This is a genomic window from Sinorhizobium sp. GQ132 (assembly GCF_059758575.1).
This window is the reverse complement of record NZ_JCAXDX010000007.1, coordinates 16,675-37,660: the sequence shown is the minus strand read 5'-3', so window position 1 is coordinate 37,660 and position 20,986 is coordinate 16,675. Positions and strand designations below refer to the sequence as shown.

Genomic DNA, 20,986 nt, shown 5'->3' with positions numbered 1-20,986 from the left:
AAGTTTAGACCCAAAGCACATGAACACAGGAGTTATCGAATGCCCCGACAGGACAGCGTAGCGATAGTCGAGAGTTTCTGGCGCGAGGTGTGGCAGCAGCCGCAGGATCCGGATGCTATCGACCGCCTGGTCCATGAGGATTTTGTGATCACGTCGGGCGGTCGTGATATCGCCGGCCGCGAGCCTTTCAAGACCTGGGTCAGGGACTTCCTGGCCAAGGTACATGACTTCCAGTTCCACATCATCGAGACCTTTCAGAACCATGACGGCAGCCGCGTCGCGTCGCGCTGGCGCGTCACAGGACGGAACAATGGCCTGATGGGCACGCAGCCGAATGGCGCCTCAATCGAGATGACGGGAACCGCGGTATGGGAGATAGGAGCGGATGGTCTTCTGCGCCACAACTGGGTCGAGCGCAACGCTTTTGAGGTGCATGGCGCAATTACCCGCGAAGATGCGCGGGTCAACATCTTCTGAGCCGAAGGGATTGTCTTAGCCGCCGACCATGAGATCCTAGTCTAATCGTCTCGGGTGGGAAACGATAGACAACTGCACTTGCGCTGGTCTGACGGGGTCGTGCAATAATAAATGCCGTTGCTAACCGGGCCGTTCCACATATGAGGAAGACCCTAATCAAATGCCAAGCGACACCAGGGGATCCAGGTGAGGGCCTGCGGCGCCCCGTTGGCCGCATAGGTGTTCACGCGACGGGCTATCAGCTTGTGCACCCGTGCGAGGTTCCGTTAAGGCTCATCTCATGCGACGAAGACCAGCCGGTTGGCTTGCCTGGCCGCAACACTTCCGGCGCGCATGGCAAAAGCGGCGTGAACGACCTGTGCGACCATGATCTTCAATTGGTCGGCAATCGCCGCGTCAGTAGGTTCGCCTTCCGGCGAGAAACGGCAAGAGGCGCTGTTAAACCGACGCCGAGCGGGGTCGGCCAGCCGCGCAAGGCATGGACGATTCGAGGGTCGTGCCGGCGGCCTGTGGACCATATGCGCATGTGATGCATCCGACTGCCCGTCCGTCAAGATAGGCAGCAGGGTCGTTGCGCATGTCCTCCGTATAGTCGAGCGCATTCTTGACTAGCCCAGAAATGCTGCCGTGATAGGCGGGCGAGGCGATGACGACTCCGTCGGCGGCGCGCAGCGCTGCAATGAATTCCCGCGCCTCGGCGGTACGGTGCGGCACTTCCGGCGCATACATCGGCATCATCAAAGCCGGGCCATTGAAAAGCAGCGTGCGAGCGCCCGCTGTCTCCGCCCCTTTGAGTGCAAAGCGCAGAGCGAGCTCTGTCGAAGATCCTTCGCGGGTGGTGCCCCCAAGGCCGACAATCAACGGGGCATTCGGGTTCTTGCCGATTGGCTCTCCCAACATCGTATTTCCTCCCATGCTTGACTGAATTCAGTCTAGGCGCTGCGTGGAGTGCTGTGCAGACTACGATAATCCGGGTGTCATAACCCGCCGTTATCACGACAGCGCCCCTCGTCTTTCAGCCATCAGCGGTTCGTCCATAGAGATTTTTTGAGGACTTATCGTGCATGACGAACGCGAGGTGATCGCTGAAGGAAACGCGCAGCAGCAGGACGCTTCGATCGTCGCGGTCCGTCGCTGTCGAGGCTTGGTCCCCCCCGAGGAACCTCGCTTGGTCTTTCTCAGAGAGTTCCGCCCAGAAGCCGTCGGTGGCGAGTACGAGTGATCCTGAAAACTCTGCGCGCTTGACGATCTCGGGAAGCTCGAACCCTCGGGCGCGGAAGCTTCTCGTTAGCAGGTGGCGGGTCGGGGATTGCGCGATGTCCTTCAAGGGCATTTCGACCAAGGCATTCGTCAGGGTATGCGGGCTGGTTTGCCAGTTGATGCCATCGTGCGTGTCGAGTTCCCCGAGGACACAATCACCGGAATGAATAACGCTGATGGAATTGCTTCCTGCTGCAAAGATGAGGAGGAGGCTGGCGGATCCTCTTGGATACCGCTTGCGCAGGTTCTCATGCAACTCCCTAAGAACCTGCACCATCAGATCATCAGTGATCACGTCGCCGACTTCGACAAACCAGTCCACCAACATCTGCACGATCGACCTGGCATACTCACCATTGGCTGCACCATTAGTGGACCCGTCCACCACGACGCCCAGGAACTCCCCCTGGCGTATGCCGATCCCGGCATGATCGCGATTGTCGGAGGTCCGGGTGCCTTGTTGGCTGAACCAGAGAGCTTCAATGATCATGTGCGACACCATCCGCACTTTGGCTTATTGCCACGCAGCGCAACCGCACCAGATCAACCCGGCCGGCCGGGCCGCGGATGTTGCCCTCAAGGAAATCATCGAAGTCGACGTGCTCCAACAATGCGCGAAACCGGCTGGCGATGAACTCCCGAACGTCGTCTTGGGTAGCGGTGATTTCGTCGAGGAGACTCTCTCTTCCATCGACGACGAGAAGGATGTCTTCCGCATCTCGGCTTGTGAAAAGATCGTCGTTTCCGCGACCGGCGAAGGCTTCAAGCTTCGTCGCAAGAAACAGCGCAGGCGTCAGCACTTGAATGGTTAGCCCTTCTGAAAGCTGGTGTCGCGTCGCCGTGTCGATGCCTCTCGCGTACCAGCGATTGCTGAAGCCGAGAATGCCTTCGTCATCGGGCATGAAATCGACTTTGAGAGCACCCAAGCGCATGCGGCATATTACTGTCTCGTCGGCAGCCTCTCTGAACCCTCTCTCGCGAAGCTGTTCGAGAAGCTGAGCCCACTGCGCCAGTCCGGCAAGGTCGACGATTAGGTCGATATCATCGGTGGCGCGAACATCCTCGAGCGTTATTGGATCGGTGATGAATAGCGCAGTTGTACAGCCGCCGACGAAGACCAGGCGTTCACGCAGGTCCTCGCCAAGCGCAGTTGCAACGGCTTTGAGCATTTCTAACAGTTGATCGCGGATCGGCGTCATTTGCTCAAAATCTTCGATTTCAGGTGATCAGTGGCAAGGCCTACTTCCCGTTGATTTCCAAGTCTAACCGCATCCACCAATGCCAGGTATTCATAAAGTCGATCGTCTTTCAAAGCCGCCTCCGGCACGCTTTTGAAGAGGGGGGCGACCGCTTGCCCCATCTCTCGTCCAGCGGCGTAGGGCCAGACATAGTTATAGGTCCCGCCGCTGACGAGAAGGTTCTGGAGCATCGGCGCGGCAAACGCCGTGGGAATACCGCGTTGCATAGGCCCAACCTGTGCCGGAAACACGAATCTCAGCCCATGGGTGATGAATTCGAACAGATTTCGCCGATGTGGCCGAGGTTCATTCGAGCGAGTATCCTTCCGCGCGATCCCGGAAGAGATGCTTCTCTTGATCGATTGCGCAATTTCGGTCTTGCTAATCCCGAGCAATGCTTCAAGATTTCGCACCGAGTAGGGGTCGCCCCCGAGGGATTCAGATCGCAGTTGATCTGCACCCTTCGCGAGTTCTTGGTCTTGCAGGCTAAGCAGCTTCAGCAGGACAACTATGTCTTGGCTCTTCATAGTGGCTGTCCTCTGTCCTGGGACTGAGGACACTAAACACAATTTTCTGATCTCTGTCAAAGCCCAGAGGCGATAGCCGGAAACTCGGGATAGTGCCAAGCACCGGTTGTGTGTGATGCACTTTGGAGTCTCGAAGCGGATAGCGCAAATTTTTGATCCGCTTCCTTGTGCGCCCCCATCTAACTGTGGAGAATCTTACAGAAATTCAACGCATTGGCAGTTTTATATCGTGGTCGCAGGTTCGTATCCCATCAAGACCAACATTGTATACGGCCGGATCGAAGACGGCCCCTACCCGTCCGCTATCCTGAAGGCGAGGGGGCCCTTCGTAGTTTAAGAACTTCAACGACTGTTTATCATGGGTGGCCGTGCCCACAATAGGCGAGTCTGATCATATCATCCCATGGTCATTCTCCGCAGAATGTTCGTCCTCCAGTAGAATTGGTGCATGAGCACGCCGGCGATGTGACCGGCGATAAGAACCCACAAGGCTCCTTTCAGGAGCCCCCCGTGCAGCGAACCAGCCAGGTCCAGGCCGAAATAATAAGCTGCCATACCGGAGATCGGCATTGCGAGGAGGAGGAGATAGAGGCAGGCATGGGCGATGCGCGCCAGGGCTCTGAACAATCGAGGTTCGGTCTCCGACTCTGGCGGTACGCCCTGAACATAGCGGAATACCAGCCGCAACGTCGCGCACAATAGTATAGCGATCCCCACGTAGGCATGAAGATTTGCAGACGAGATTTGTTGCGGTGTAGCACTGCCATCGTTCTCCATCGCTCGCACCCAGCGATTCATTCCGTCCGGAAGCAGAAGGTTGAAGAACACCAGAACCGTGACGGCCCAATGGAGAAGGCGTTGGGGAATACTGTAGGAACTGTTTTCTCTTAATTTCATTGGGCACCTTTGCTGTGATGAACGGATGGTGCAAGTCCAAGCATTGGGAGCGACGAAAGCCGTAGGGCTACAGAGAGGCAATAGACCAGGCAGAGTTCAAGCCAAGCTTCATTGAGTGGAGTACGTCGCGGAGGGAGGTAGCGTCGCTCTGGTAAAATCTCTGGACGAGCGTCCGCTGCGGGGCTGTGAGAAATTCCAGGTGGTCGCACAGGCGCGTTGCAATGACCGTATCGACCAGCCGAGTGCATCGTTCTTCCGCGCGGTCGCGATTGATAAGAGGTCCCCAATTGGAACGGCGATGGCGGCATAGGTGGCGGCAGTGCCGCCGGGGCGATGTTCATTGGTTTCCATCCCGTGAGGACATGAGGACACTGCTTGCATTCGGTTGCGGATGCGGAGATTAGGTCGCAAAATTCACCAGCAATCGTCTGCGGGCTTACGGTTCTGTAAGGTGTAGCCGGCTACGCGGGCGGCCCGACGCTTGACTTAGGATTGGGTCGGTTGCAAGTCCTGGAGGACTCGGCCGTTCCCTCCTGATGTCTGCCTGGGGGCATTGATCCGTTGGCGCCTGGCAGGCGAACTGCCGGAAGATGAAAGCCGCCGGCGGGGCGGTCAACAAGCCGTCAGCTCGGCAGTCCGAAGGCCTTCTCGAGCGCCTCCCAGTTTTCGTCCATGGCAAATGATGAGGAGAGATAGGGGATGCCGATATGGCCGTACAGAATGGAGAGCTGCCGCTCCGCCGTCTCCTCGTCGACGCCGGCGATCTGCTGGAGGAAGATCACGGAGGCGAGCCCGGACCGGTCGGCACCGGCCTTGCAATGTATGAGGATCGGCTTCGGCGCGTCGCGCAGCAGCGCGACCAGCTGACGGGTCTGATCCAGCGTCAACTGCTTCGAGGCCGACATCCTGAAATCGAGATGTTCGATGCCAGCTTCCTTTGCCGCGGCTACCTCCTGTCGATACCAGTCGCTGCTCCCTTCTCCGCGCAGGTTGACGATCGTGCGGATCCCGTATTCATGGCTGTAGCTTGCGATATCGGCGGCAGAAGGCTGGGCCGAGCGGTAGAGGACGCCAGGCAGCACTTCGTGGAAGTTACCCGTAAATTGCAGGCCCCAGACATAGCCCCCGAACAGCAGTGCGGCGGCGCCGAGGCCAAGGCCGAATAGTTTCCAGGATTTCCGTTTCATGATCTGCTGTCCTTAAACAATGATGGGAAAGCGCAGCATCACACGAAGACCCGGCTTATGGTCCTCCAGGGTGATAGTGGCTGCGTGAAGGTCGGCGACCGCCTTGACGAGGCTGAGCCCTAGGCCGTTGCCTGGTGTGGTGCGGCTCTTGTCCAGCCGGTACAGCCGCCGGAAGACGAGCTCGCGTTCCTCGACGGGAATGCCCGATCCGTTATCGGAGACGATGGCGGAAAACCCGTGGTCGCCGGCTTTGAGCTCGATCGTGATGATCGTCATCGGCGGGCAGTGATTGATGGCATTTTCGACGAGGTTGACGAAGAGCTGGGTCAGCAGTTCCCGATCGCCGTCCACCATGCAAGGGGCCGAAGGTTCGGCGGTGAACTTGAGCGATTGGCCGTTGTCTTCGGCGACATCGCGGTAGATTTCCGCAACCGAGCCCATGACGTCCGTGAGGTCCACCGGCCGAAAGCGCCTTTTCCTGGCGCCGGCCTCAATCTGCGATATGCGCAGCAGCGCTTCGAAGGTCGCATCGATCCGGTCGCCCTCCTCACGCGCGTCGAGCAGAAATTGCTGGACGTCCATGCCGCGTTCGTTTTGCAGCATGGCCTGCTCGATCGTCATCCGCAGCCGGTTCAGCGGTGTCTTGAGATCGTGGGCGATGTCGGCGCTCACTTGGCGCATGCCTTCGACCAAAGCGGAGAGGCGATCCAGGGCCTGGTTCATATGAGTGGCGACAACGTCGATGTCGTCGCCGTTTCCTCGCAGCGGAATGCGTTTTGCAAGATTGCCGCCCGAGACGTCGATCATGGTGCGCTCAATGCCATCCAGCCGGTGCTGGGCGCGACCGGCGAGAAAGGCGCCTCCGCCGATGGCGAGGATGATGATCATCCCCGATGCCCAGGCGAAACTCGTCAGGGCTATATGTTCGAGATCCTCGGTCTCCGCATAGCTGTGCCCGACGATCAACCGGTTGCCGCCAATATTGCCGGCCAGGATGCGGATGCGGTCCTCTCCCTCAAGCCCCAGTTCCTCCGCATCGATGGTAGAGAGCCCGTCGCTTACGCTGAGTGTCTGCACGTTGCCTGCCAGCCGCCGACCCTTGCCGTCGAGGAGCAGGAAAATCTGCTCCTCGGAACTGCTCAACCCCCCATAGGTATTCACGGCGGTGACCAGATCCTCGAGATCGTTGCTGGAATAGGTGGAGGCGACGACCGAATAGGTTTCCCGAACCGAGGTGTCGAGCGCCTGCGCCAGCTCGCGCTTGAGAAGCTGGTAGGTGACGAGGCCGGCCATCAGAAACGCCAGGATGAACAGAAGGCCGAAGGTCAGCGCCAGGCGGAACGGCGTGCTGCGCAGCAGCCTAGCGCGGTGCATGAATGCAATATCCGGTGTTGCGCACTGTATGCAGCAGCGGCACGTCGAAGGGTTTGTCGATCTTGGCCCTGAGCCGGCTGATATGGGTCTCGACGACACTGGTCTTCGGGTCGAAATGGAAATCCCACACCCGTTCAAGCAACATGGTGCGGGTCAGGACACGGCCTTCTGCGCGCATCAGCACCTCGAGCAGCGTAAATTCGCGCGGCTGCAGATCGATCGACAGGCCCTGTCGCGTAACCTGGCGCCGGACGATGTCGAGCTCGAGGTCGGCGACCCGCAACACCGTTTTCTGGTCCTGTACCGGCGGCCGGCGGGCCAGCGCGTTGACGCGGGCAAGCAGTTCGGAAAAGGCGAAAGGCTTGGTGAGATAATCATCGCTGCCGGCTTCCAGGCCCTCGACGCGGTCGTCGACGCCGCTGATCGAGGTCAGGAAGATCGCCGGCGTCTTCACCTTTGCGGCGCGCACCGCCTTTATCATGGAGAGGCCGTCCAGGCCGGGCAACATGCGGTCGACTACCAGCACGTCGTATTGTTCGCGGGTCGCCTGGAAAAGCGCGTCCCGGCCGTCGGCGAGGACGTCGCAGACGTGGCCCGCCTCGATCATGCCTTTCGCTATGTAATCCGCCGTCCTTGGGTCGTCTTCGACCACGAGAATACGCATGCCGATGGGGATCCTTCATTCCAGAAACCGTGTGTCTCGGCGCACAAATCGCGCAATATTGTGTCTGCCGCCTTTTCGATTTCTTACACTTTCGTAAGAAAATGGCCTGCCGCCCGGCAGGATGCGCCAAACGGCATTTCTTACAAAACGGTATCCTTCCGGCAAGAGGGCCGTATGAGCGGCCTTCTAGAAGCGGAGGCACGGTGATTCCAATCGGAGCGTCACCGCTGTTTCAACCTGACGGCGCCAGAGGCCGTTCAACCGGAGTGACCCCATGAAAACGCTCGCCATTGCCACCGTTCTCAACGCCTTTGTCCTGGTTGGCTTCATTGCCGTTGCGCTTCCGGCGCATGCCGCTACCATCCCTTGCGAGAACATGCTCAATGACATGCGGACCGCGAAAGCTGCGGTCAAGCTCAGCGCCGCCGATATGACGAAGGTCAACGATCTCGAAGCCAGGGCCGTCGAACGCTGCAACGCCGATGACGACGTGCGGTCCGACAGGTTCCTGGCCGATGCCATGAAGTTGATGGGCAAGTAAGCGAAGCCGGCGCGGAGAAGATCGATGATACCAACAACATCAGCCAAGGACGCGGGGGATTTCAACCGCGTCCCCCGTGTGACCATGGATTTCTGGCTTATCAAGCTCATGGCCGTCACCATGGGCGAAACGGGCGCCGATTACCTGGCGGTGAACATGGGGCTCGGGTTGACGGTCACGTCCCTGATCATGACCGCGATCCTGATCGGCGCCATCGTCCTGCAGTTCGCCCAGCGGCGTTACGTCCCCTGGGTCTACTGGATCACCGTGGTGCTGATCAGCGTGGTTGGCACGCTGATTACCGACAACCTGACCGACAATTTCGGCGTACCGCTCAAAACCTCAACCATAGCCTTCACGATCGCGCTGATCGTCACGTTCGTCATCTGGAAGGCAAGGGAGGGAACGCTTTCCATCCGCTCGATCTATACGGCGCGGCGGGAGACGTTCTATTGGCTTGTGGTGCTCTTCACCTTCGCGCTCGGCACGGCGGTCGGCGACTTGATCTCCGAGGTCTTCGGCTTCGGCTACGTCACCACCGGCCTTCTCTTCGCCGCGGTGATCGCCGTCATCGCTTTTGCTTATTACGTCGCGAAGGTGGACGGCATCCTGACCTTCTGGCTTGCCTATATCATCACCCGGCCGCTTGGCGCCTCGCTCGGGGACTACCTGTCGCAACCGGCGGAATATGGCGGTCTCGGCCTGGGCACGATCTATACCAGCCTGCTGTTCCTGGCGATCATCGCCCTGATCGTCATCTACATGACGCTCCGCTACCAGCCCGAAAGGGCGGAAGAGGCCGGGGAAAGATTGGCCTGACTCACCTTCTCGGCTATCCGACCCTGCGTCATGCTGGGGTCGGTTCGCCGAGGGAACGACTGGCCGCCCGATGCACCCGATGGCGCTATTACGGATTCGTAAGATTTCAGATAGTCCCCATGAGGTTTCTGGGATAGAGCCGGAGTTCTCCTGAACGCCAATCCACCCATATCCAGGATCGTCGGTCGCGGACGACTGCCAGCCACAAGGACGACAGACGTGCCGGACTACGCCATCGCGCTGATCTTGGGGTTTGTCGAGGGATTGACGGAATTCATTCCGGTCTCCTCGACCGCACATCTCATTCTTCTCGGACATTTCCTGCGCTTCCAGTCCGCCGCGACTTTCGACGTGCTGATCCAGCTCGGTGCGATCCTTGCCATCCTGATCGTCTATTTCCGCAGGCTGCTCGACATCGCGATCAAGCTCCCGCACAGCCGGAGGGCGCGGCATTTCGTGCTGGCCGTGCTTTTCGCCTTCATGCCGGCCGCGGTGATCGGCGCTGTCGCGCACGACTTCATCAAGTCGGTTCTGTTCGAGACCCCGATGCTGATCTGCATCGTGCTCATCCTTGGCGGCATCGTCCTGCTTGTGGTCGACAGGATAGCGTTCAAGCCGCGATACCACGACGTCATGGAGATTTCCTGGCCGGTGGCGATCGGCGTCGGCTTCTTTCAGTGCCTGGCGCTGATCCCCGGCATCTCGCGCTCCGGCTCGACCATCGTCGGTGCGCTGCTGCTCGGGGCCGACAAGCGGACGGCGGCCGAGTTCTCCTTCTTCGTCGCCATGCCGACCATGGTCGGCGCCTTCGCGCTTGACCTCTATAAAAGCCGCAACGATCTCAGCGCCGACCAGGGCCTGCTGATCGTCATCGGTTTCGTGATGGCCTTCGTCTCGGCGCTCATCGTTGTCCGCCAGCTCCTCGATTTCGTGTCGCGGCGTGGCTACGCGCCGTTCGGATGGTGGCGGATCATCGTCGGCGCGGCGGGCATCGTGCTCCTCCTGACGATCGGTTGAACAGCATGCTGCGCGGTCTCTACGGCTGGGTCCTGTCGCTTTCCGCCCGGAAATCCGCCGAGGTCTGGCTCGCCGTCATCGCTTTCGTCGAAAGCTCGGTCTTCCTCGTGCCGGCCGACGTGCTGTTCCTGCCGATGGCGCTTGCCAGACCCGAACGCTCATACCGTTATGCGGCGATCGCCACGATCGCATCGGTGCTCGGCGGGATCGCCGGATGGGCGCTCGGTTCTTTCGCCTATGAGAGCATCGCAAAGCCCGTCCTGTCATTCTACGGCAAGCTCGACGAATTCGAGCAGATGAAATCCCATATCGACGATTGGTGGATTCTGCTCCTGATGATCACGTCGGGGCTAGCACATCTGCCGCCGATCAAGATCGTGACGATCCTTTCGGGCGTGATCCACATGAACCTGCCGCTCTTCATCGCGTCGGCGATCGCTGCACGTGGTGCGCGGTTCTTCGCACTCGCCTTGCTGCTGCGTCGCTATGGCGGGCCGATCAGCCATTTCGTCGAAAAGCGGCTTCATCAGATCGCACTGGCTGCTGCAGCCGTGGTGATCGTGCTTTATGCGGGCAGCAGGTTGCTGGCGCATTGACTCCACGACGCCTGGCTCATCGCACTTCTGTCCTCGCGGTGTAATGATCACAACATAATTTACGACTCGTCGCAGTTGCTACGGAATATCCGCGCAACGCCACGGCGATGCAACAGCTTGCCAACTTCAGACGCTAAGCCCCAAGACGCTTCGCTCCCGAGGAGAAATAGTCATGTCCCGATACGCTTGCCTCGCGACTGCGACGGCGATGGCAGTAGGTTTTGCCGTGCCTTCTTTCGCCCAGAACGTGACCCCGGCGGTGTTTCCCGCGGAACCCATGGCGCAGCCTGCGGCGGCGGCCGCGATCAGGCCGTCTGGGACGACCGTCACGAGAGTTCCGAGCTGTGGCTGCCGACGCTCGGATTGGCTTCGACCTTTCCAAGCTTCCCGCGACTGCCGAGTGCTGGACGCCGTGCTGCGCGAGCGCGACGTTGCCGCCGACGTGGTCAAGGTCTATTACGGCCGGCTCCGACCCTGGACCTTCAGCGACAACATTCAGGTCTGCGAGGCAGCGGGCAAGAACGGCTCGAAGGTCCGCTCCTATCCCAGCGGCCACGGCACTCTGGCTTATGCCCCGGGGCATCGTTCTGGCCCATCTGATGCCGACAAGGGCCAGACCATCATGGCTCGTGCCGAGGACTCGCTGTAGGCCGGATGTAATTGCGGCGTTCATTCGCGAAGCGACATCAGAGCCAGCGCCGTTCTTGGCACGACCATCGGCACCCTGTTGCTGCACAATGCCAAGTTCAAGCCGCTCCTCGACAACGCCCGCGCCGAACTTTCCGCCGCCTTTCTCGCGCGTTAAGCTCAGCTTCTTTACGCCTTGGAAAGCACGGCGGGAAAAGACTCAGCCAGAGCCTTTCCCCGCTTTTCATTGGCAGCGTTGCGAAGCCATGCGGCAACGGACGTGACTACTCGGCGTCTTCGCCCGCATTGCTCTCTGTCGTATCCGCTAGCTTGCTGACTGCGCCGGTCCGGCCGTCGACGGCCACCGTCTGCGAACCGGTCTCGCTCATCAGCTCGACTTCAAAGGCTGCATTGGCCTGCTCGTTGTCGAGCGCGGCATTGACCGCCTTTCCGCCGAACTGCTTCTCGGCGGCGGCGATGGCATCCGCAAGACCCAGCTTGCCGCCGCTGAGTTTGGCATATTCCGACGCGTCATCCGCTCCGGCCTGCTGTTCGGCTGCCGTTGCTGCGGAAGGGCCTGCGATCGCAGCGACGCCGATCGACCCCGCCGCAATGATGGCCGCCATCGCAGCCTGCATGGTGTTGTAGCTCGTCATTCTGTTCTCCTTACGAAGGTTCATAATCGAACCCGACAACATATGCGCCCGGCTTCTTGGCCCTTCATTTCCATACATTTACCATTCCGTAAGAGCGCTGCGCGGCGCGATCGACAAGCTCTGGCTGAAGAGAGGCGTCAAGGTATGCTGAGCGCCGTCATCGCGCCGCTTGACAAGCGGGTCCGCGGTTCGATTCCTTTCAAGGCGAGGGATGCACAGTCGACCCCGAAGGCGGCGATCGCGTCGGCATCGATCGTCTCAGTTGGGTGGAGAGCGGGAGTTCCGTGCGATGGCGATGAACGTCTCAAATGCAGACTAGCGGCCTTCCACTCGACGGAGCGATTTAATCAGGAGCATCCAGTGCTCTGTATCGGTCTCCCAGCCGTCCTTTGCAGTCCGATGCTCGATGATGCCGGACGGATCCTCAAATGGTGCGGAGTGGTCACCGATGTCGAGGATTTCCGGCGAGCTGAGGAGACGTTGCGGCGACGTGAGCTCGACTTTCAGTTTATCGTCGGCAGCATCCCGGTTCCGGTCGCCGTGACGGTGCCGTCGGGGGCGGTCGAGGGCCTCAATCAGGCCACGCTCAAATATTTTGGCAAGACCCTGGAGACGCGGAAGGAATGGGAAGCCACAGACGCCGTCCATCCTGAGGACTTGGAGCGCACCATCGCCGCCCACAATGCAAACTATGAAGCAGGCCGATCCTACGACATCGAGACCCGTCTGCGACGCGCAGATGACGTCTATCGCTGGTTCAATGTGCTGGCTATGCCGTTGCGGGATGTCGACGGGCACATTCTGCGATGGTTCGAGTTGCTTATCGACATTGACGATCGCAAACGCGCCGAGGCGGCCCTCCAGGCCGCGAACAACAGGCTGGCGCGTGCATCGCAGGTCGCAAGCCTGGTGGAACTCTCCGCCTCAATATATTCGCGGGGCCTCTCGGCCCGGCCGGCGTAGTCAGGCACTGCATCGCCGCCAACGTGCGGGAGGCTGTCCCGTCTGCCGCCGGAATACTGTGATGAAATGGGTCTGCGAGCGAAAGCCAACGTCGATGGCGATTTCGTCGATGCGCATCTCATCGCTCCTCAGCTTCGTTTTTGCCCGCTCTATTCGACGGTCGCGAACATAGGCATGCGGACTAAGGCCCGTCGCCGAGCGGAATCCGGCGGCGAAGTGCATGGGGCTGAGGCCTGCCGCGCGGGCGATGTCTGCGAGGTGAAGCGGACTCGCCAGGTTTGTTTCGATGAAATTCACTGCACGCTTGATCCGCCACGGTGCAAGCACGACAGAACCGGTCTCGCGTTCCCTCATCTTTGGTCTCCTCCCTGGGTCGCAGCAACAAGTCTGGACTGGACCCTATCAAGCGTTCGTTCGAAGACCTCCGGTTCGTCGAGTGCTCTGGCGAGCACCAAGGCCCCCTGAACGGCAACTACCGTCTCTTCGGCGATCTCAAGTGCATCTTGGTGCGAGCATCCAGCCTTCTCAATTGCCTCGGTGAGCGCACTACGCCATTCGGTGAAGTAGTCCCTGACCTGATCGCTGAACTTGTTCCGGACGTTGTCCAACGCAAACGCGCCAACAAGGCACACACGGCGGCCGGAGCGAAAATACTCGGAAACCGATTGACACATGTTGGCGATAGCGGAGCGCGGATCATCCGCGCTCCGCAACGGTTCGAAAACCTTTGTCGCGAACCATTGGTCAATCTCGCCGAGCACGGCGGCCGCCATTTCCTCCTTCCCGCCGGGAAAGAAGTGATAGAGACTTCCCTTTCCGAGGCCGGTCTTTTCGGTGATGGTGGAAAGACTTGCTCCATCGAACCCAAATTCCCGAAAGATCTCGGCCAGGGATGGGATTACGTCCGAGCGCTCGGCGACGATCTTTGGCATGTTTTAAAGTCCCAATTCCGAAAGGCTGGGGTGGTCGGCAGGCCGTGGCCCAGACCGGTCCCAGAAGAATTTGCGTTCAGATTCCGCAATCGGCATGTCGTTGATGCAGGCGTAACGGTGGTGCATCAGACCATTTTCGTCGAACTCCCAGTTCTCGTTCCCGTACGCCCGGTACCAGTTTCCGGAGTCATCGCGATATTCGTACGCAAAGCGGACGCCAATCCGGTCGCCGTCATGGGCCCAAAGCTCCTTGATCAGCCGATACTCGAGTTCCTTCCGCCACTTCCTGGTGAGGAATTCGACGATCTTTTCGCGACCTTGGACAAACTCTGCGCGATTACGCCAGTAGCTGTCCACGCTGTAGGCGAGGGATACCCGATGCGGATCGCAACTGTTCCATCCATCCTCGGCGGCGCGGACTTTGGCTGCCGCGGATTCGCGGGTGAAGGGAGGCAATGGCGGGCGCTGTTCAGACATGGTCTTGATCTCCTGATGTTGTTAACTGTACCGATCGGTAAACAGTGTGTCAATCGGTACATGCGGCTGCGCGCGGCGTCAATGGCCAAAGCTCGGCGCTGGCCGTTTTGCCGTGCGAATTGAAAGGTTGCGCCTCAGGTTGATGAGTGCGCGCCAGGCCAGGAATTGAGGTCTTAGATGTCGTCTTTGGAGCTGTTTGCGAGATGTTTGTCCGCCCAGTGCATGAGCTCACGAAAGACTGACCCAAGCTCTCGCGCGGATAGAAGTAGACCGCTCGCAAGGCGTCCGCTCGCAGTTTGCTATGATGATGATGTCTCGTCGGGAAATGCGGAAGAGGCTGGCCTGCGGCGCGGGTCGACGTTTGTTTCGCGGTTATCAAGTTTGGTTGACAGCACCGCAAATACTGCTTTCGCCCAACAGCGAAATCCGAGTATGGCCGCATTGGTGAAGGTTTTGCACATCGCAGTTGGGTGGAAGTTTCCCGTTTGCTCGGGCTGCCGGGAACGAGCAAGCAACGCCTCAACTGGACGGTATTGGCGCTTTTCCAAGAGTGCGTGCGGTTCTCGATGGTAGTCCCCTCGCACGTCAAGAACGGCGGCGTCATGAAGGAAAACCTCGGAGCCGTTCCACGACAAGATACTGGTCCTGTCCTTGCTGCCTGCTCGGCGGCCGTCTCGCTCGCGGGCGACCCTATCACCAGAAGCTGAGGGTCATTGTTGACCAGCATACCTGGCTGGATGTTTGGTCGAGTAGGTTCACGCATTTTCGCAGAGATCGCCGGTATTATCCGCCGTCTATCTCCACTTCAGCCTCGCAGTTCACTGGTGCGTTCAGCGGAAACATCATTCCGATCGACGAGCACGCATGCGCGCACGCTTCTGGTCCATAGAGCTCCAGGATAAGATCGGAATAGCCATTGGTGACAAGCGGCGTCTGATTGAACCCAGGCGCGGCGTTGACCATTGCAAAGACCCGCAGCCAGGCTGTGACGCGGTCAAGGCCGCCGAGCGCACGTTTCAGGCTGGCCAAGTGAGCCAGCGCGACCAGCCGGGCCGCGCTATAGCCTTGTTCCGACGTGAGATTTGCCCCGACTTTTCCGAGCGGCTGAGCGAGGCTGCCATCCGCATTCTGCGGGACATGGCCCGAAATGAACGCCCGTTTGCCGCGGACGCGGACCCAGGCAAATTGGAGGCGCAGGACGGGTGGCACGATCAGCGGTTCAGGTAGGACCAGGTGCATCTCAGCGAGCTTTGCTTCGATCCGTGACATGGGACTCCCCTTAATTGTTTGTTCGATTGATCAAGCGGCGTGGCGGCATCGCGGGTTCAAGGCACGCGGCTGTCCATCTCCGGGCGCAGTGCCAGGCTTTCTTCTGCAGTCGGCTCATTGCGGCAGCCGATGAACACGGCGGGAACCGAACAGCGGTTTACCGCCACGTGCAGCACGTTCGGCGGAATGAACAAATAGTCGCCGGGATGGACGCGATCGCAGTGCTCAAGCTCGCCACCCGTCCACAGCTCGACCTCGTCGCCGCTCAACATGTAGAAGGCGGACTCGTGGAATTCGTGGACATGCGCCGTGGTGCGCCGGCCCGGCGGAAGCGTCACCATGCCCAGCCAGAGCATTCGCGACCCCACCGTTTGGGCGCTCACGCCTGGCGCATAGACAGGACCTTGCCGGGCCCGATACGGTTGTCCTCCCTTGACCACAAACCCCTTTTGTGTGGTCGTCGCGGCGGCGAGGTTCGGCCCGTCGACATGTTTCTTCATCGAGACCTCCCTTTACTCAGGTAGCTGTTGGAAGCAGGAGAGAATGATCCAGAACGCGGTGGGAGTATCGAAAAGGGAGCCGAAAAACTCCGAAATCCTGCAAAAATGGGCTAAACTTCTTTCATGCGCGCCCCGCCCATCGCCTTTGGTCCCTTCGTGCTCGACCTGGATCGGGGACGGCTCAGCCGCGACGGCCATAAGCTCTGCATCGGCAACAAGGGCCTTGTGCTGCTGAATGCACTGCTCAACGCACGCGAAAAAACGCTGAGCAAAGCGGACCTGATGGATGCCGCATGGCCGGGGCTTTCAGTGGAGGAAAGCAACCTCTCGGTTCAGATCGCGGCCCTTCGCAAATTGCTTGGTCCAATGCCGGGCGGCGGCGAGTGGATCGTCACCGTGCCGCGGGTCGGGTACCGAATGGTCGAAGAGTCCGACGCGGCAACCGGTACCCAGGCAAGAGCCGGTCGGGGCGCGGATGCACCATCCATCCTGGTGCTGCCATTCGAGAATAAAAGCGGCGAAAGGGAACAGGACTATCTTGCCGACGGGATCACTGAGGACATCATTATCGCGCTGAGCCGATTCCGCTGGTTCCGCGTCATCGGTCGGAATTCAAGTTTCGCCTATAAAGGCTCGGCTGTCCCGCAGATTTACCGCGACTTCGACGTCCGGTATGTTCTTGCGGGCGCCTTGCGCAAGTCCGGTCGCCGGCTGCGGATATCGACTCAGCTCCTCGAAGCTGCGTCGGGGAATCACATCTGGGCCGAGCGTTACGATCTGGAGATGACGGATTTCTTTGCAATCCAGGACGACATTGCCGAGCGAGTTGCCGGCATCGTCGAGCCTGAGCTTCTCCAGACCGAAGCGGTGCTGGCCTCGACGCGGCACACCGGCAATATGACTGCGTGGGACTTGGTGCGACGCGGCACGTGGCACTTTCACCAAGTCACCAAAGAAACGCATAGCCGGGCCCGGGAACTCTTTCGACAGAGTTGCAGGATCGATCCGCAATTGCCCGAGGCACATTTGTGGCTGGCCCGGGTGAATGCCGGCATCGTCGCCTATAGCTGGTCCATCAATTCAGTTGAAGATATCCGCGAAGGCATGGAATCTGGAATAAAAGCGGTCGGACTCGACGACAGGAATCCCTACTGCCACTACGGGCTTGCGATCGCCAGCGTCTATGGGAACGAGCTGGACCAGGCGATCCTGGCGGCGGAACGGGCAATCGAACTCAGCCCGAGCTTTGCGCTCGGCCATCTGGTCCTCGGCATGGCACGCCTCTACATCGGACGGACACCAGAAGCCATTGCTGCGCTCCGGCACGGTCTCGCGCTCAATCCCCATGACCCTCAAAACTTCGTATGGTTCAACGTCCTCGCTGTCGCGTACTTGCTGTCGGAAAGGACCGAGCTGGCGCTGGAGACCGCCCACAAAGCGCTAAAGATACGGCCGACCTGGAGACTGACTCTGGAAGTCCTGGCCTGGTGCCACGTCGCATTGGGTCAGGCCGATGCTGCACGGGCTTGTGTCCGACAGTTGCAGATGCACCGGCAACCCGCCGACGCTATCTTCATGCCGCTCGCGATGAGAAATCCTCAATGGGCTGCACAGATGGCCGAAAAGCTCCGGTCCGTGGGTTGGCGAGATTAATTCCTGCGGTTCCGGTGCCGCTGACGTCCGATCCTGGAGGAGATCCCCATTGGGAACGACCGTCCTTGGGGCAATCTTGTCCTAAGGCCCGAAGGAGTGAACCGCCGCGTTGGGTCGAACTGTCGCCTCAGCAGGCGAGCGGCCGGCGCTTCGCAGCGAAGCGCCGGCCTTGAGTGCTAAAGCTCCACTTGCTCAGAAATGGCTAAGGCGTCGTCCACCCCACCTCTATTCCGAGGTATTGCACGGTGCTCTCCAGCTTTTTGTGCCCCAGCAAGAGCTGGACGGCGCGCAGGTTGCCTGTTTTCTTATAGATGTGGGCGTCCTCCTCATCGAATGCGTGCCGTAGCGCTTCGGATCGAGCCCGATGCTCGACACCCACCGTTCGACGATCCTGCCATACTGACGCGTCGATAGGTGCGGCTTTGCGTGCACTCGGCTCGGAAACAGGGGATCCCGTTCACCGAGCCTGCGACGTCCAATCCAGGCACCTATAGCCTCCCGCGTCTGCTCGGTCAGTTCGAATTGCGGGTCGGCCTGTTTTCCGTAAGATGATGATCGCCCGGTCGCGCACGCTTCCGGAAATCGCAACATCGGCAACTGAGATCGCCACGAGATCACAAGCTCGCAATTTGCTGTCGATCGCGAGATTGAACAGCGCCAGGTCGCGTACCGCACCCGACATCTGGAGGCGGGTTCGGATGGCCCAGACCTCCTTCGGCTTTAATGGAGGCTTCTGACCGATAATGCGGCCCGAGTTCCAGCTAGACATAGCCTTGCTCCAAAGAGCCACCCTCCACTGCCGCAGCGCTCAACCTTTAAGCGGCCTAATGGTAATCCTTCTGGAAGTGACCTTTCGGGTGGTGAGCCGAAGTTCATTCGGGTATTGCTGAGCGATCGCTATGCGGCCGACAGCGGGCCGCTAACCTACGCGCATCCACCGCTTGACAGCTCCGCTCAAAGCGAGCAAAAAATCGCGCATGGGGTTGCGATCACCCCACGAGGCGACAGCCGAAGTATCGCGTCCATTCAACCGCTCACCCGGAGGACGCGCCATGTCGTCACTTCTTGAAATTTCTCCCGAGAAACTCGCCCGCTTAATCGGCACCCCGAAATGTCCTGCGCTCATCGACGTCCGCATCGACGAGGACTTCGAGGTCGATCCGCGCCTGGTGCCGGGATCGGTCCGACGCGACTATCGGAACGTACAGGACTGGGCTGCGGAGATCGATAGCGACTCCGCCGTCGTCATCTGCCATCGCGGCAAGAAGCTCAGCTATGGTGTCGCCGCTTGGCTCCGTCACCATAACATTGCCGCTGACGTGCTCGAGGGCGGCTTCGAAGCTTAGTCAGAGCGCGGCCGTCCGACCGTGCCCGTCTCTGCGATACCGGAGCGGGATGCCAGTGGACGCACTGTCTGGGTCACTCGCGCACGGCCGAAGATCGACCGTATCGCCTGTCCGTGGTTGATCCGCCGCTTTGTCGACCCGCGGGCGGTCTTTCTGTTCGTGTCGCCGTCCGAGGTCGAGATGGTCGGGGAGCGCTTCGCTGCGACCCCCTTCGACATCGACGCTCCGATCCGCTGGAGCCACAAGGGTGAGCTCTGCACCTTCGATGTCATGGTCGAGGCATTCGGTCTTTCGACGGAGCCGCTGCTGCGCCTGGCAACGATCGTGCGCGGCGCGGACACAGCCCGCCTCGACCTCGCGCCGGAAGCGCCAGGCCTGCTCGCAGCATCGCTCGGCCTGTCGCGCATGTATGCCGACGACCACGAGCAACTCGAGGCGGGGATGCTGCTCTATGACGCCTTCTATCGCTGGTGCCGCGACGCCACAGAAGAAACACACAACTCGCCTGCGCCGGAAAAAGGATGCCTGAGGTGACCGAGATCGCCGACAAGGCCGCGCCAGATGCGGCGAGGCCGCCATACAGCCACGGCATTCCGTTCAGCGAGGGCGTTCGCGTCTGGCTGAGGGTGGCGGCCTTGAGCTTCGGCGGCCCGGCCGGGCAGATCGCGGTAATGCATCGCATTCTCGTCGACGAGAAGCGCTGGATTGGCGAGCACCGCTTCCTCCATGCGCTGAACTATTGCATGCTGCTGCCCGGACCGGAAGCGCAGCAGCTCGCCGTCTACATCGGCTGGCTGCTGCACCGAACCGCCGGCGGGCTCGTCGCCGGCACGCTCTTCGTGCTGCCGGGGTTCCTCGCGATTCTTGGCTTTAGTTACATCTACGCCGCCTTCGGCAATGTCGCCGTCGTCGAAGGGCTGTTCTTCGGCTTGAAGGCGGCAGTGCTTGCCGTCGTCGTCCAGGCGGTGTTCCGCATCGGCGGCAGGGCGCTCAAGAACCGGCTGATGATCGGCATTGCCGCGGCCGCCTTCATAGCAATCTTCTTCTTCCGCGTGCCGTTTCCGCTGATCATCCTTGCGGCGGGCGTCATTGGCTATGTTGGCGGCCGTTCCGGTTCGCCGCTCTTCCGAATTGGCGGCGGCCACAAGGCCGGGACCGGGCCGATCCTAAAGGACGAGGACTCGGTCCTTGGCGAGGAGACGCCGATCCATGCCCGCCCGAACCTCGCCTGGTCGCTGCGGGTGTCGGCCGTGTTCTTTGCACTCTGGTTCGTGCCGCTGGCGCTGCTCACGGCCTTCCTTGGCGTCGACAATGTCTTTACCCAGATCGGCATGTTCTTCAGCAAAATGGCAGTCGTGACCTTCGGCGGAGCCTACGCGGTGCTTGCCTATGTCGCGCAGGAGGCGGTCGAGCATTACGGCTGGCTAAGACCCGGCGAGATGCTCGACGGTCTCGGCATGGCCGAAACGACGCCTGGCCCGCTGATCACGGTGGTTCAGTTCGTCGGCTTCATGGGAGCCTACCGCGATACCGGATCGCTGAACCCGATGACCGCGGCGACGTTGGCCGCGATCCTGACGACCTGGGTGACCTTCGTCCCGTGTTTCCTGTGGATCTTCCTCGGTGCGCCGTTCATCGAGCGACTGCGCAACAACGTAGCACTTACCGGGGCGATGTCGGCGATCACTGCCGCCGTCGTCGGCGTGATTCTCAACCTGGCAGTCTGGTTCGGACTGCACACGCTGTTTTCCGAGGTCGCGGCCTGGAGCGTCGGAAAGTTCTCGCTCGACGTGCCTGTGCTGAGCTCGCTGGTTCTGCCGTCGCTGGTGCTGACCGTGACGGCAGGGGTTGCAATCTTCCGGTTCCGCGCGTCGGTGATGGCGACGCTGCTGGCCTGCGCCGTCGCCGGGATGATCTGGACGCTCGTGATGTCGTAGACGTAGAGAAGCTCAAGCGCGGGAGGGCG

At 60.3% G+C, this 20,986-nt stretch carries 23 protein-coding genes and 2 pseudogenes; 10 read left to right on the top strand and 15 right to left on the bottom strand.

Going from position 1 to position 20,986, the window contains the following annotated elements; all coding sequences use genetic code 11:
* Window positions 1–39 precede the first annotated feature (39 nt).
* Window positions 40–477 (top strand): ester cyclase, encoded by a 438-nt coding sequence (locus AC6CIG_RS18510; RefSeq protein WP_498323327.1) that lies wholly within the window; start codon window positions 40–42, stop codon window positions 475–477.
* A 438-nt stretch (window positions 478–915) separates the two neighbouring features.
* Here the strand turns inward: AC6CIG_RS18510 and AC6CIG_RS18505 are convergent, their stop codons facing one another.
* The 8 genes from AC6CIG_RS18505 to AC6CIG_RS18470 form a co-directional block, all read right to left on the bottom strand.
* Window positions 916–1,377, bottom strand: coding sequence for an NADPH-dependent FMN reductase (locus tag AC6CIG_RS18505; RefSeq protein ID WP_498323326.1), 462 nt, complete (start codon window positions 1,375–1,377; stop codon window positions 916–918).
* A gap of 115 nt (window positions 1,378–1,492) precedes the next feature.
* Window positions 1,493–2,227, bottom strand: a complete 735-nt coding sequence (locus AC6CIG_RS18500) for a hypothetical protein (protein ID WP_498323324.1) — start codon at window positions 2,225–2,227, stop codon at window positions 1,493–1,495.
* On the bottom strand, window positions 2,217–2,936 hold the full coding sequence (locus AC6CIG_RS18495; protein WP_498323323.1) for a nucleotidyl transferase AbiEii/AbiGii toxin family protein: 720 nt from the start codon (window positions 2,934–2,936) through the stop codon (window positions 2,217–2,219). Before AC6CIG_RS18495 ends, AC6CIG_RS18500 begins: the two co-directional genes overlap by 11 nt.
* Window positions 2,933–3,502, bottom strand: a complete 570-nt coding sequence (locus AC6CIG_RS18490; protein ID WP_498323321.1) for a hypothetical protein — start codon at window positions 3,500–3,502, stop codon at window positions 2,933–2,935. The genes AC6CIG_RS18495 and AC6CIG_RS18490 overlap by 4 nt, the downstream gene beginning before the upstream one ends.
* A 396-nt stretch (window positions 3,503–3,898) precedes the next feature.
* Window positions 3,899–4,399, bottom strand: a complete 501-nt coding sequence (locus AC6CIG_RS18485) for a cytochrome b (RefSeq protein WP_498323320.1) — start codon at window positions 4,397–4,399, stop codon at window positions 3,899–3,901.
* Between the two features lie 623 nt (window positions 4,400–5,022).
* Complete coding sequence (locus tag AC6CIG_RS18480) at window positions 5,023–5,586, bottom strand: dual specificity protein phosphatase family protein (RefSeq protein ID WP_498323318.1); 564 nt, start codon at window positions 5,584–5,586, stop codon at window positions 5,023–5,025.
* A gap of 12 nt (window positions 5,587–5,598) precedes the next feature.
* Window positions 5,599–6,960: a HAMP domain-containing sensor histidine kinase gene (locus tag AC6CIG_RS18475; RefSeq protein WP_498323317.1), complete on the bottom strand. Its 1,362-nt coding sequence runs from the start codon at window positions 6,958–6,960 to the stop codon at window positions 5,599–5,601.
* A complete protein-coding gene (locus AC6CIG_RS18470; RefSeq protein ID WP_498323315.1) occupies window positions 6,947–7,624 on the bottom strand; it encodes a winged helix-turn-helix domain-containing protein in 678 nt (225 codons plus the stop codon). The genes AC6CIG_RS18475 and AC6CIG_RS18470 overlap by 14 nt, the downstream gene beginning before the upstream one ends.
* 274 nt (window positions 7,625–7,898) lie before the next feature.
* Here AC6CIG_RS18470 and AC6CIG_RS18465 point away from each other — a divergent pair, with 274 nt between their 5' ends.
* The 5 genes from AC6CIG_RS18465 (at window position 7,899) to AC6CIG_RS18445 (ending at window position 11,246) form a co-directional block, all read left to right on the top strand.
* Window positions 7,899–8,165, top strand: a complete 267-nt coding sequence (locus tag AC6CIG_RS18465) for a hypothetical protein (protein ID WP_498323313.1) — start codon at window positions 7,899–7,901, stop codon at window positions 8,163–8,165.
* A gap of 24 nt (window positions 8,166–8,189) precedes the next feature.
* A complete protein-coding gene (locus AC6CIG_RS18460; RefSeq protein ID WP_498323312.1) occupies window positions 8,190–8,984 on the top strand; it encodes a COG4705 family protein in 795 nt (264 codons plus the stop codon).
* A gap of 219 nt (window positions 8,985–9,203) precedes the next feature.
* Window positions 9,204–10,001, top strand: a complete 798-nt coding sequence (locus AC6CIG_RS18455; protein WP_498323310.1) for an undecaprenyl-diphosphate phosphatase — start codon at window positions 9,204–9,206, stop codon at window positions 9,999–10,001.
* A gap of 5 nt (window positions 10,002–10,006) precedes the next feature.
* Window positions 10,007–10,597 (top strand): YqaA family protein, encoded by a 591-nt coding sequence (locus tag AC6CIG_RS18450; RefSeq protein ID WP_498323309.1) that lies wholly within the window; start codon window positions 10,007–10,009, stop codon window positions 10,595–10,597.
* Between the two features lie 172 nt (window positions 10,598–10,769).
* The gene (locus tag AC6CIG_RS18445; protein ID WP_498323307.1) at window positions 10,770–11,246 is read left to right on the top strand and encodes a hypothetical protein; all 477 of its coding nucleotides are present in this window, start codon (window positions 10,770–10,772) and stop codon (window positions 11,244–11,246) included.
* A gap of 262 nt (window positions 11,247–11,508) precedes the next feature.
* Here the strand turns inward: AC6CIG_RS18445 and AC6CIG_RS18440 are convergent, their stop codons facing one another.
* On the bottom strand, window positions 11,509–11,880 hold the full coding sequence (locus AC6CIG_RS18440) for a PepSY domain-containing protein (protein ID WP_498323306.1): 372 nt from the start codon (window positions 11,878–11,880) through the stop codon (window positions 11,509–11,511).
* A 438-nt stretch (window positions 11,881–12,318) separates the two neighbouring features.
* Here AC6CIG_RS18440 and AC6CIG_RS18435 point away from each other — a divergent pair, with 438 nt between their 5' ends.
* Window positions 12,319–12,843: a PAS domain-containing protein gene (locus AC6CIG_RS18435; RefSeq protein WP_498323305.1), complete on the top strand. Its 525-nt coding sequence runs from the start codon at window positions 12,319–12,321 to the stop codon at window positions 12,841–12,843.
* Here the strand turns inward: AC6CIG_RS18435 and AC6CIG_RS18430 are convergent, their stop codons facing one another.
* The 5 genes from AC6CIG_RS18430 to AC6CIG_RS18410 all read right to left on the bottom strand — a co-directional run bounded on the left by AC6CIG_RS18430 (window position 12,844) and on the right by AC6CIG_RS18410 (window position 16,021).
* Complete coding sequence (locus AC6CIG_RS18430) at window positions 12,844–13,197, bottom strand: helix-turn-helix domain-containing protein (RefSeq protein ID WP_498323303.1); 354 nt, start codon at window positions 13,195–13,197, stop codon at window positions 12,844–12,846.
* Entirely contained in the window at window positions 13,194–13,775 is a 582-nt protein-coding gene (locus AC6CIG_RS18425) for a TetR/AcrR family transcriptional regulator (protein ID WP_498323301.1), read from the bottom strand. Before AC6CIG_RS18425 ends, AC6CIG_RS18430 begins: the two co-directional genes overlap by 4 nt.
* 3 nt (window positions 13,776–13,778) lie before the next feature.
* On the bottom strand, window positions 13,779–14,252 hold the full coding sequence (locus tag AC6CIG_RS18420; protein WP_034858941.1) for a nuclear transport factor 2 family protein: 474 nt from the start codon (window positions 14,250–14,252) through the stop codon (window positions 13,779–13,781).
* Window positions 14,253–15,035: 783 nt separating this feature from the next.
* Complete coding sequence (locus AC6CIG_RS18415; RefSeq protein ID WP_498323299.1) at window positions 15,036–15,521, bottom strand: RidA family protein; 486 nt, start codon at window positions 15,519–15,521, stop codon at window positions 15,036–15,038.
* A gap of 56 nt (window positions 15,522–15,577) precedes the next feature.
* On the bottom strand, window positions 15,578–16,021 hold the full coding sequence (locus tag AC6CIG_RS18410; protein ID WP_498323298.1) for a cupin domain-containing protein: 444 nt from the start codon (window positions 16,019–16,021) through the stop codon (window positions 15,578–15,580).
* Window positions 16,022–16,144: 123 nt separating this feature from the next.
* Between AC6CIG_RS18410 and AC6CIG_RS18405 the strand changes: the two genes are divergently transcribed.
* On the top strand, window positions 16,145–17,674 hold the full coding sequence (locus tag AC6CIG_RS18405; RefSeq protein ID WP_498323296.1) for a winged helix-turn-helix domain-containing tetratricopeptide repeat protein: 1,530 nt from the start codon (window positions 16,145–16,147) through the stop codon (window positions 17,672–17,674).
* Window positions 17,675–17,850: 176 nt separating this feature from the next.
* Here the strand turns inward: AC6CIG_RS18405 and AC6CIG_RS18400 are convergent.
* A pseudogene (locus tag AC6CIG_RS18400) lies at window positions 17,851–18,443 on the bottom strand (tyrosine-type recombinase/integrase).
* A 283-nt stretch (window positions 18,444–18,726) separates the two neighbouring features.
* Between AC6CIG_RS18400 and AC6CIG_RS18395 the strand changes: the two are divergent.
* Both AC6CIG_RS18395 and chrA read left to right on the top strand, forming a co-directional pair.
* Window positions 18,727–19,554 (top strand): annotated as a pseudogene (locus AC6CIG_RS18395) (chromate resistance protein ChrB domain-containing protein).
* A complete protein-coding gene (gene chrA, locus AC6CIG_RS18390; RefSeq protein WP_498323294.1) occupies window positions 19,542–20,957 on the top strand; it encodes a chromate efflux transporter in 1,416 nt (471 codons plus the stop codon). The pseudogene AC6CIG_RS18395 and the gene chrA overlap by 13 nt, the downstream one beginning before the upstream one ends.
* The last annotated feature ends 29 nt before the right edge of the window (window positions 20,958–20,986 follow it).

Bases quoted from the DNA above. Each gene is read 5' to 3' on its own strand.
- AC6CIG_RS18510 (WP_498323327.1), top strand. From the start codon at position 40: ATGCCCCGACAGGACAGCGTAGCGATAGTCGAGAGTTTCTGGCGCGAG.
- AC6CIG_RS18505 (WP_498323326.1), bottom strand. From the start codon at position 1,377: ATGTTGGGAGAGCCAATCGGCAAGAACCCGAATGCCCCGTTGATTGTC.
- AC6CIG_RS18500 (WP_498323324.1), bottom strand. From the start codon at position 2,227: ATGATCATTGAAGCTCTCTGGTTCAGCCAACAAGGCACCCGGACCTCC.
- AC6CIG_RS18495 (WP_498323323.1), bottom strand. From the start codon at position 2,936: ATGACGCCGATCCGCGATCAACTGTTAGAAATGCTCAAAGCCGTTGCA.
- AC6CIG_RS18490 (WP_498323321.1), bottom strand. From the start codon at position 3,502: ATGAAGAGCCAAGACATAGTTGTCCTGCTGAAGCTGCTTAGCCTGCAA.
- AC6CIG_RS18485 (WP_498323320.1), bottom strand. From the start codon at position 4,399: ATGAAATTAAGAGAAAACAGTTCCTACAGTATTCCCCAACGCCTTCTC.
- AC6CIG_RS18480 (WP_498323318.1), bottom strand. From the start codon at position 5,586: ATGAAACGGAAATCCTGGAAACTATTCGGCCTTGGCCTCGGCGCCGCC.
- AC6CIG_RS18475 (WP_498323317.1), bottom strand. From the start codon at position 6,960: ATGCACCGCGCTAGGCTGCTGCGCAGCACGCCGTTCCGCCTGGCGCTG.
- AC6CIG_RS18470 (WP_498323315.1), bottom strand. From the start codon at position 7,624: ATGCGTATTCTCGTGGTCGAAGACGACCCAAGGACGGCGGATTACATA.
- AC6CIG_RS18465 (WP_498323313.1), top strand. From the start codon at position 7,899: ATGAAAACGCTCGCCATTGCCACCGTTCTCAACGCCTTTGTCCTGGTT.
- AC6CIG_RS18460 (WP_498323312.1), top strand. From the start codon at position 8,190: ATGATACCAACAACATCAGCCAAGGACGCGGGGGATTTCAACCGCGTC.
- AC6CIG_RS18450 (WP_498323309.1), top strand. From the start codon at position 10,007: ATGCTGCGCGGTCTCTACGGCTGGGTCCTGTCGCTTTCCGCCCGGAAA.
- AC6CIG_RS18445 (WP_498323307.1), top strand. From the start codon at position 10,770: ATGTCCCGATACGCTTGCCTCGCGACTGCGACGGCGATGGCAGTAGGT.
- AC6CIG_RS18440 (WP_498323306.1), bottom strand. From the start codon at position 11,880: ATGACGAGCTACAACACCATGCAGGCTGCGATGGCGGCCATCATTGCG.
- AC6CIG_RS18430 (WP_498323303.1), bottom strand. From the start codon at position 13,197: ATGAGGGAACGCGAGACCGGTTCTGTCGTGCTTGCACCGTGGCGGATC.
- AC6CIG_RS18425 (WP_498323301.1), bottom strand. From the start codon at position 13,775: ATGCCAAAGATCGTCGCCGAGCGCTCGGACGTAATCCCATCCCTGGCC.
- AC6CIG_RS18420 (WP_034858941.1), bottom strand. From the start codon at position 14,252: ATGTCTGAACAGCGCCCGCCATTGCCTCCCTTCACCCGCGAATCCGCG.
- AC6CIG_RS18415 (WP_498323299.1), bottom strand. From the start codon at position 15,521: ATGTCACGGATCGAAGCAAAGCTCGCTGAGATGCACCTGGTCCTACCT.
- AC6CIG_RS18410 (WP_498323298.1), bottom strand. From the start codon at position 16,021: ATGAAGAAACATGTCGACGGGCCGAACCTCGCCGCCGCGACGACCACA.
- AC6CIG_RS18405 (WP_498323296.1), top strand. From the start codon at position 16,145: ATGCGCGCCCCGCCCATCGCCTTTGGTCCCTTCGTGCTCGACCTGGAT.
- chrA (WP_498323294.1), top strand. From the start codon at position 19,542: ATGCCTGAGGTGACCGAGATCGCCGACAAGGCCGCGCCAGATGCGGCG.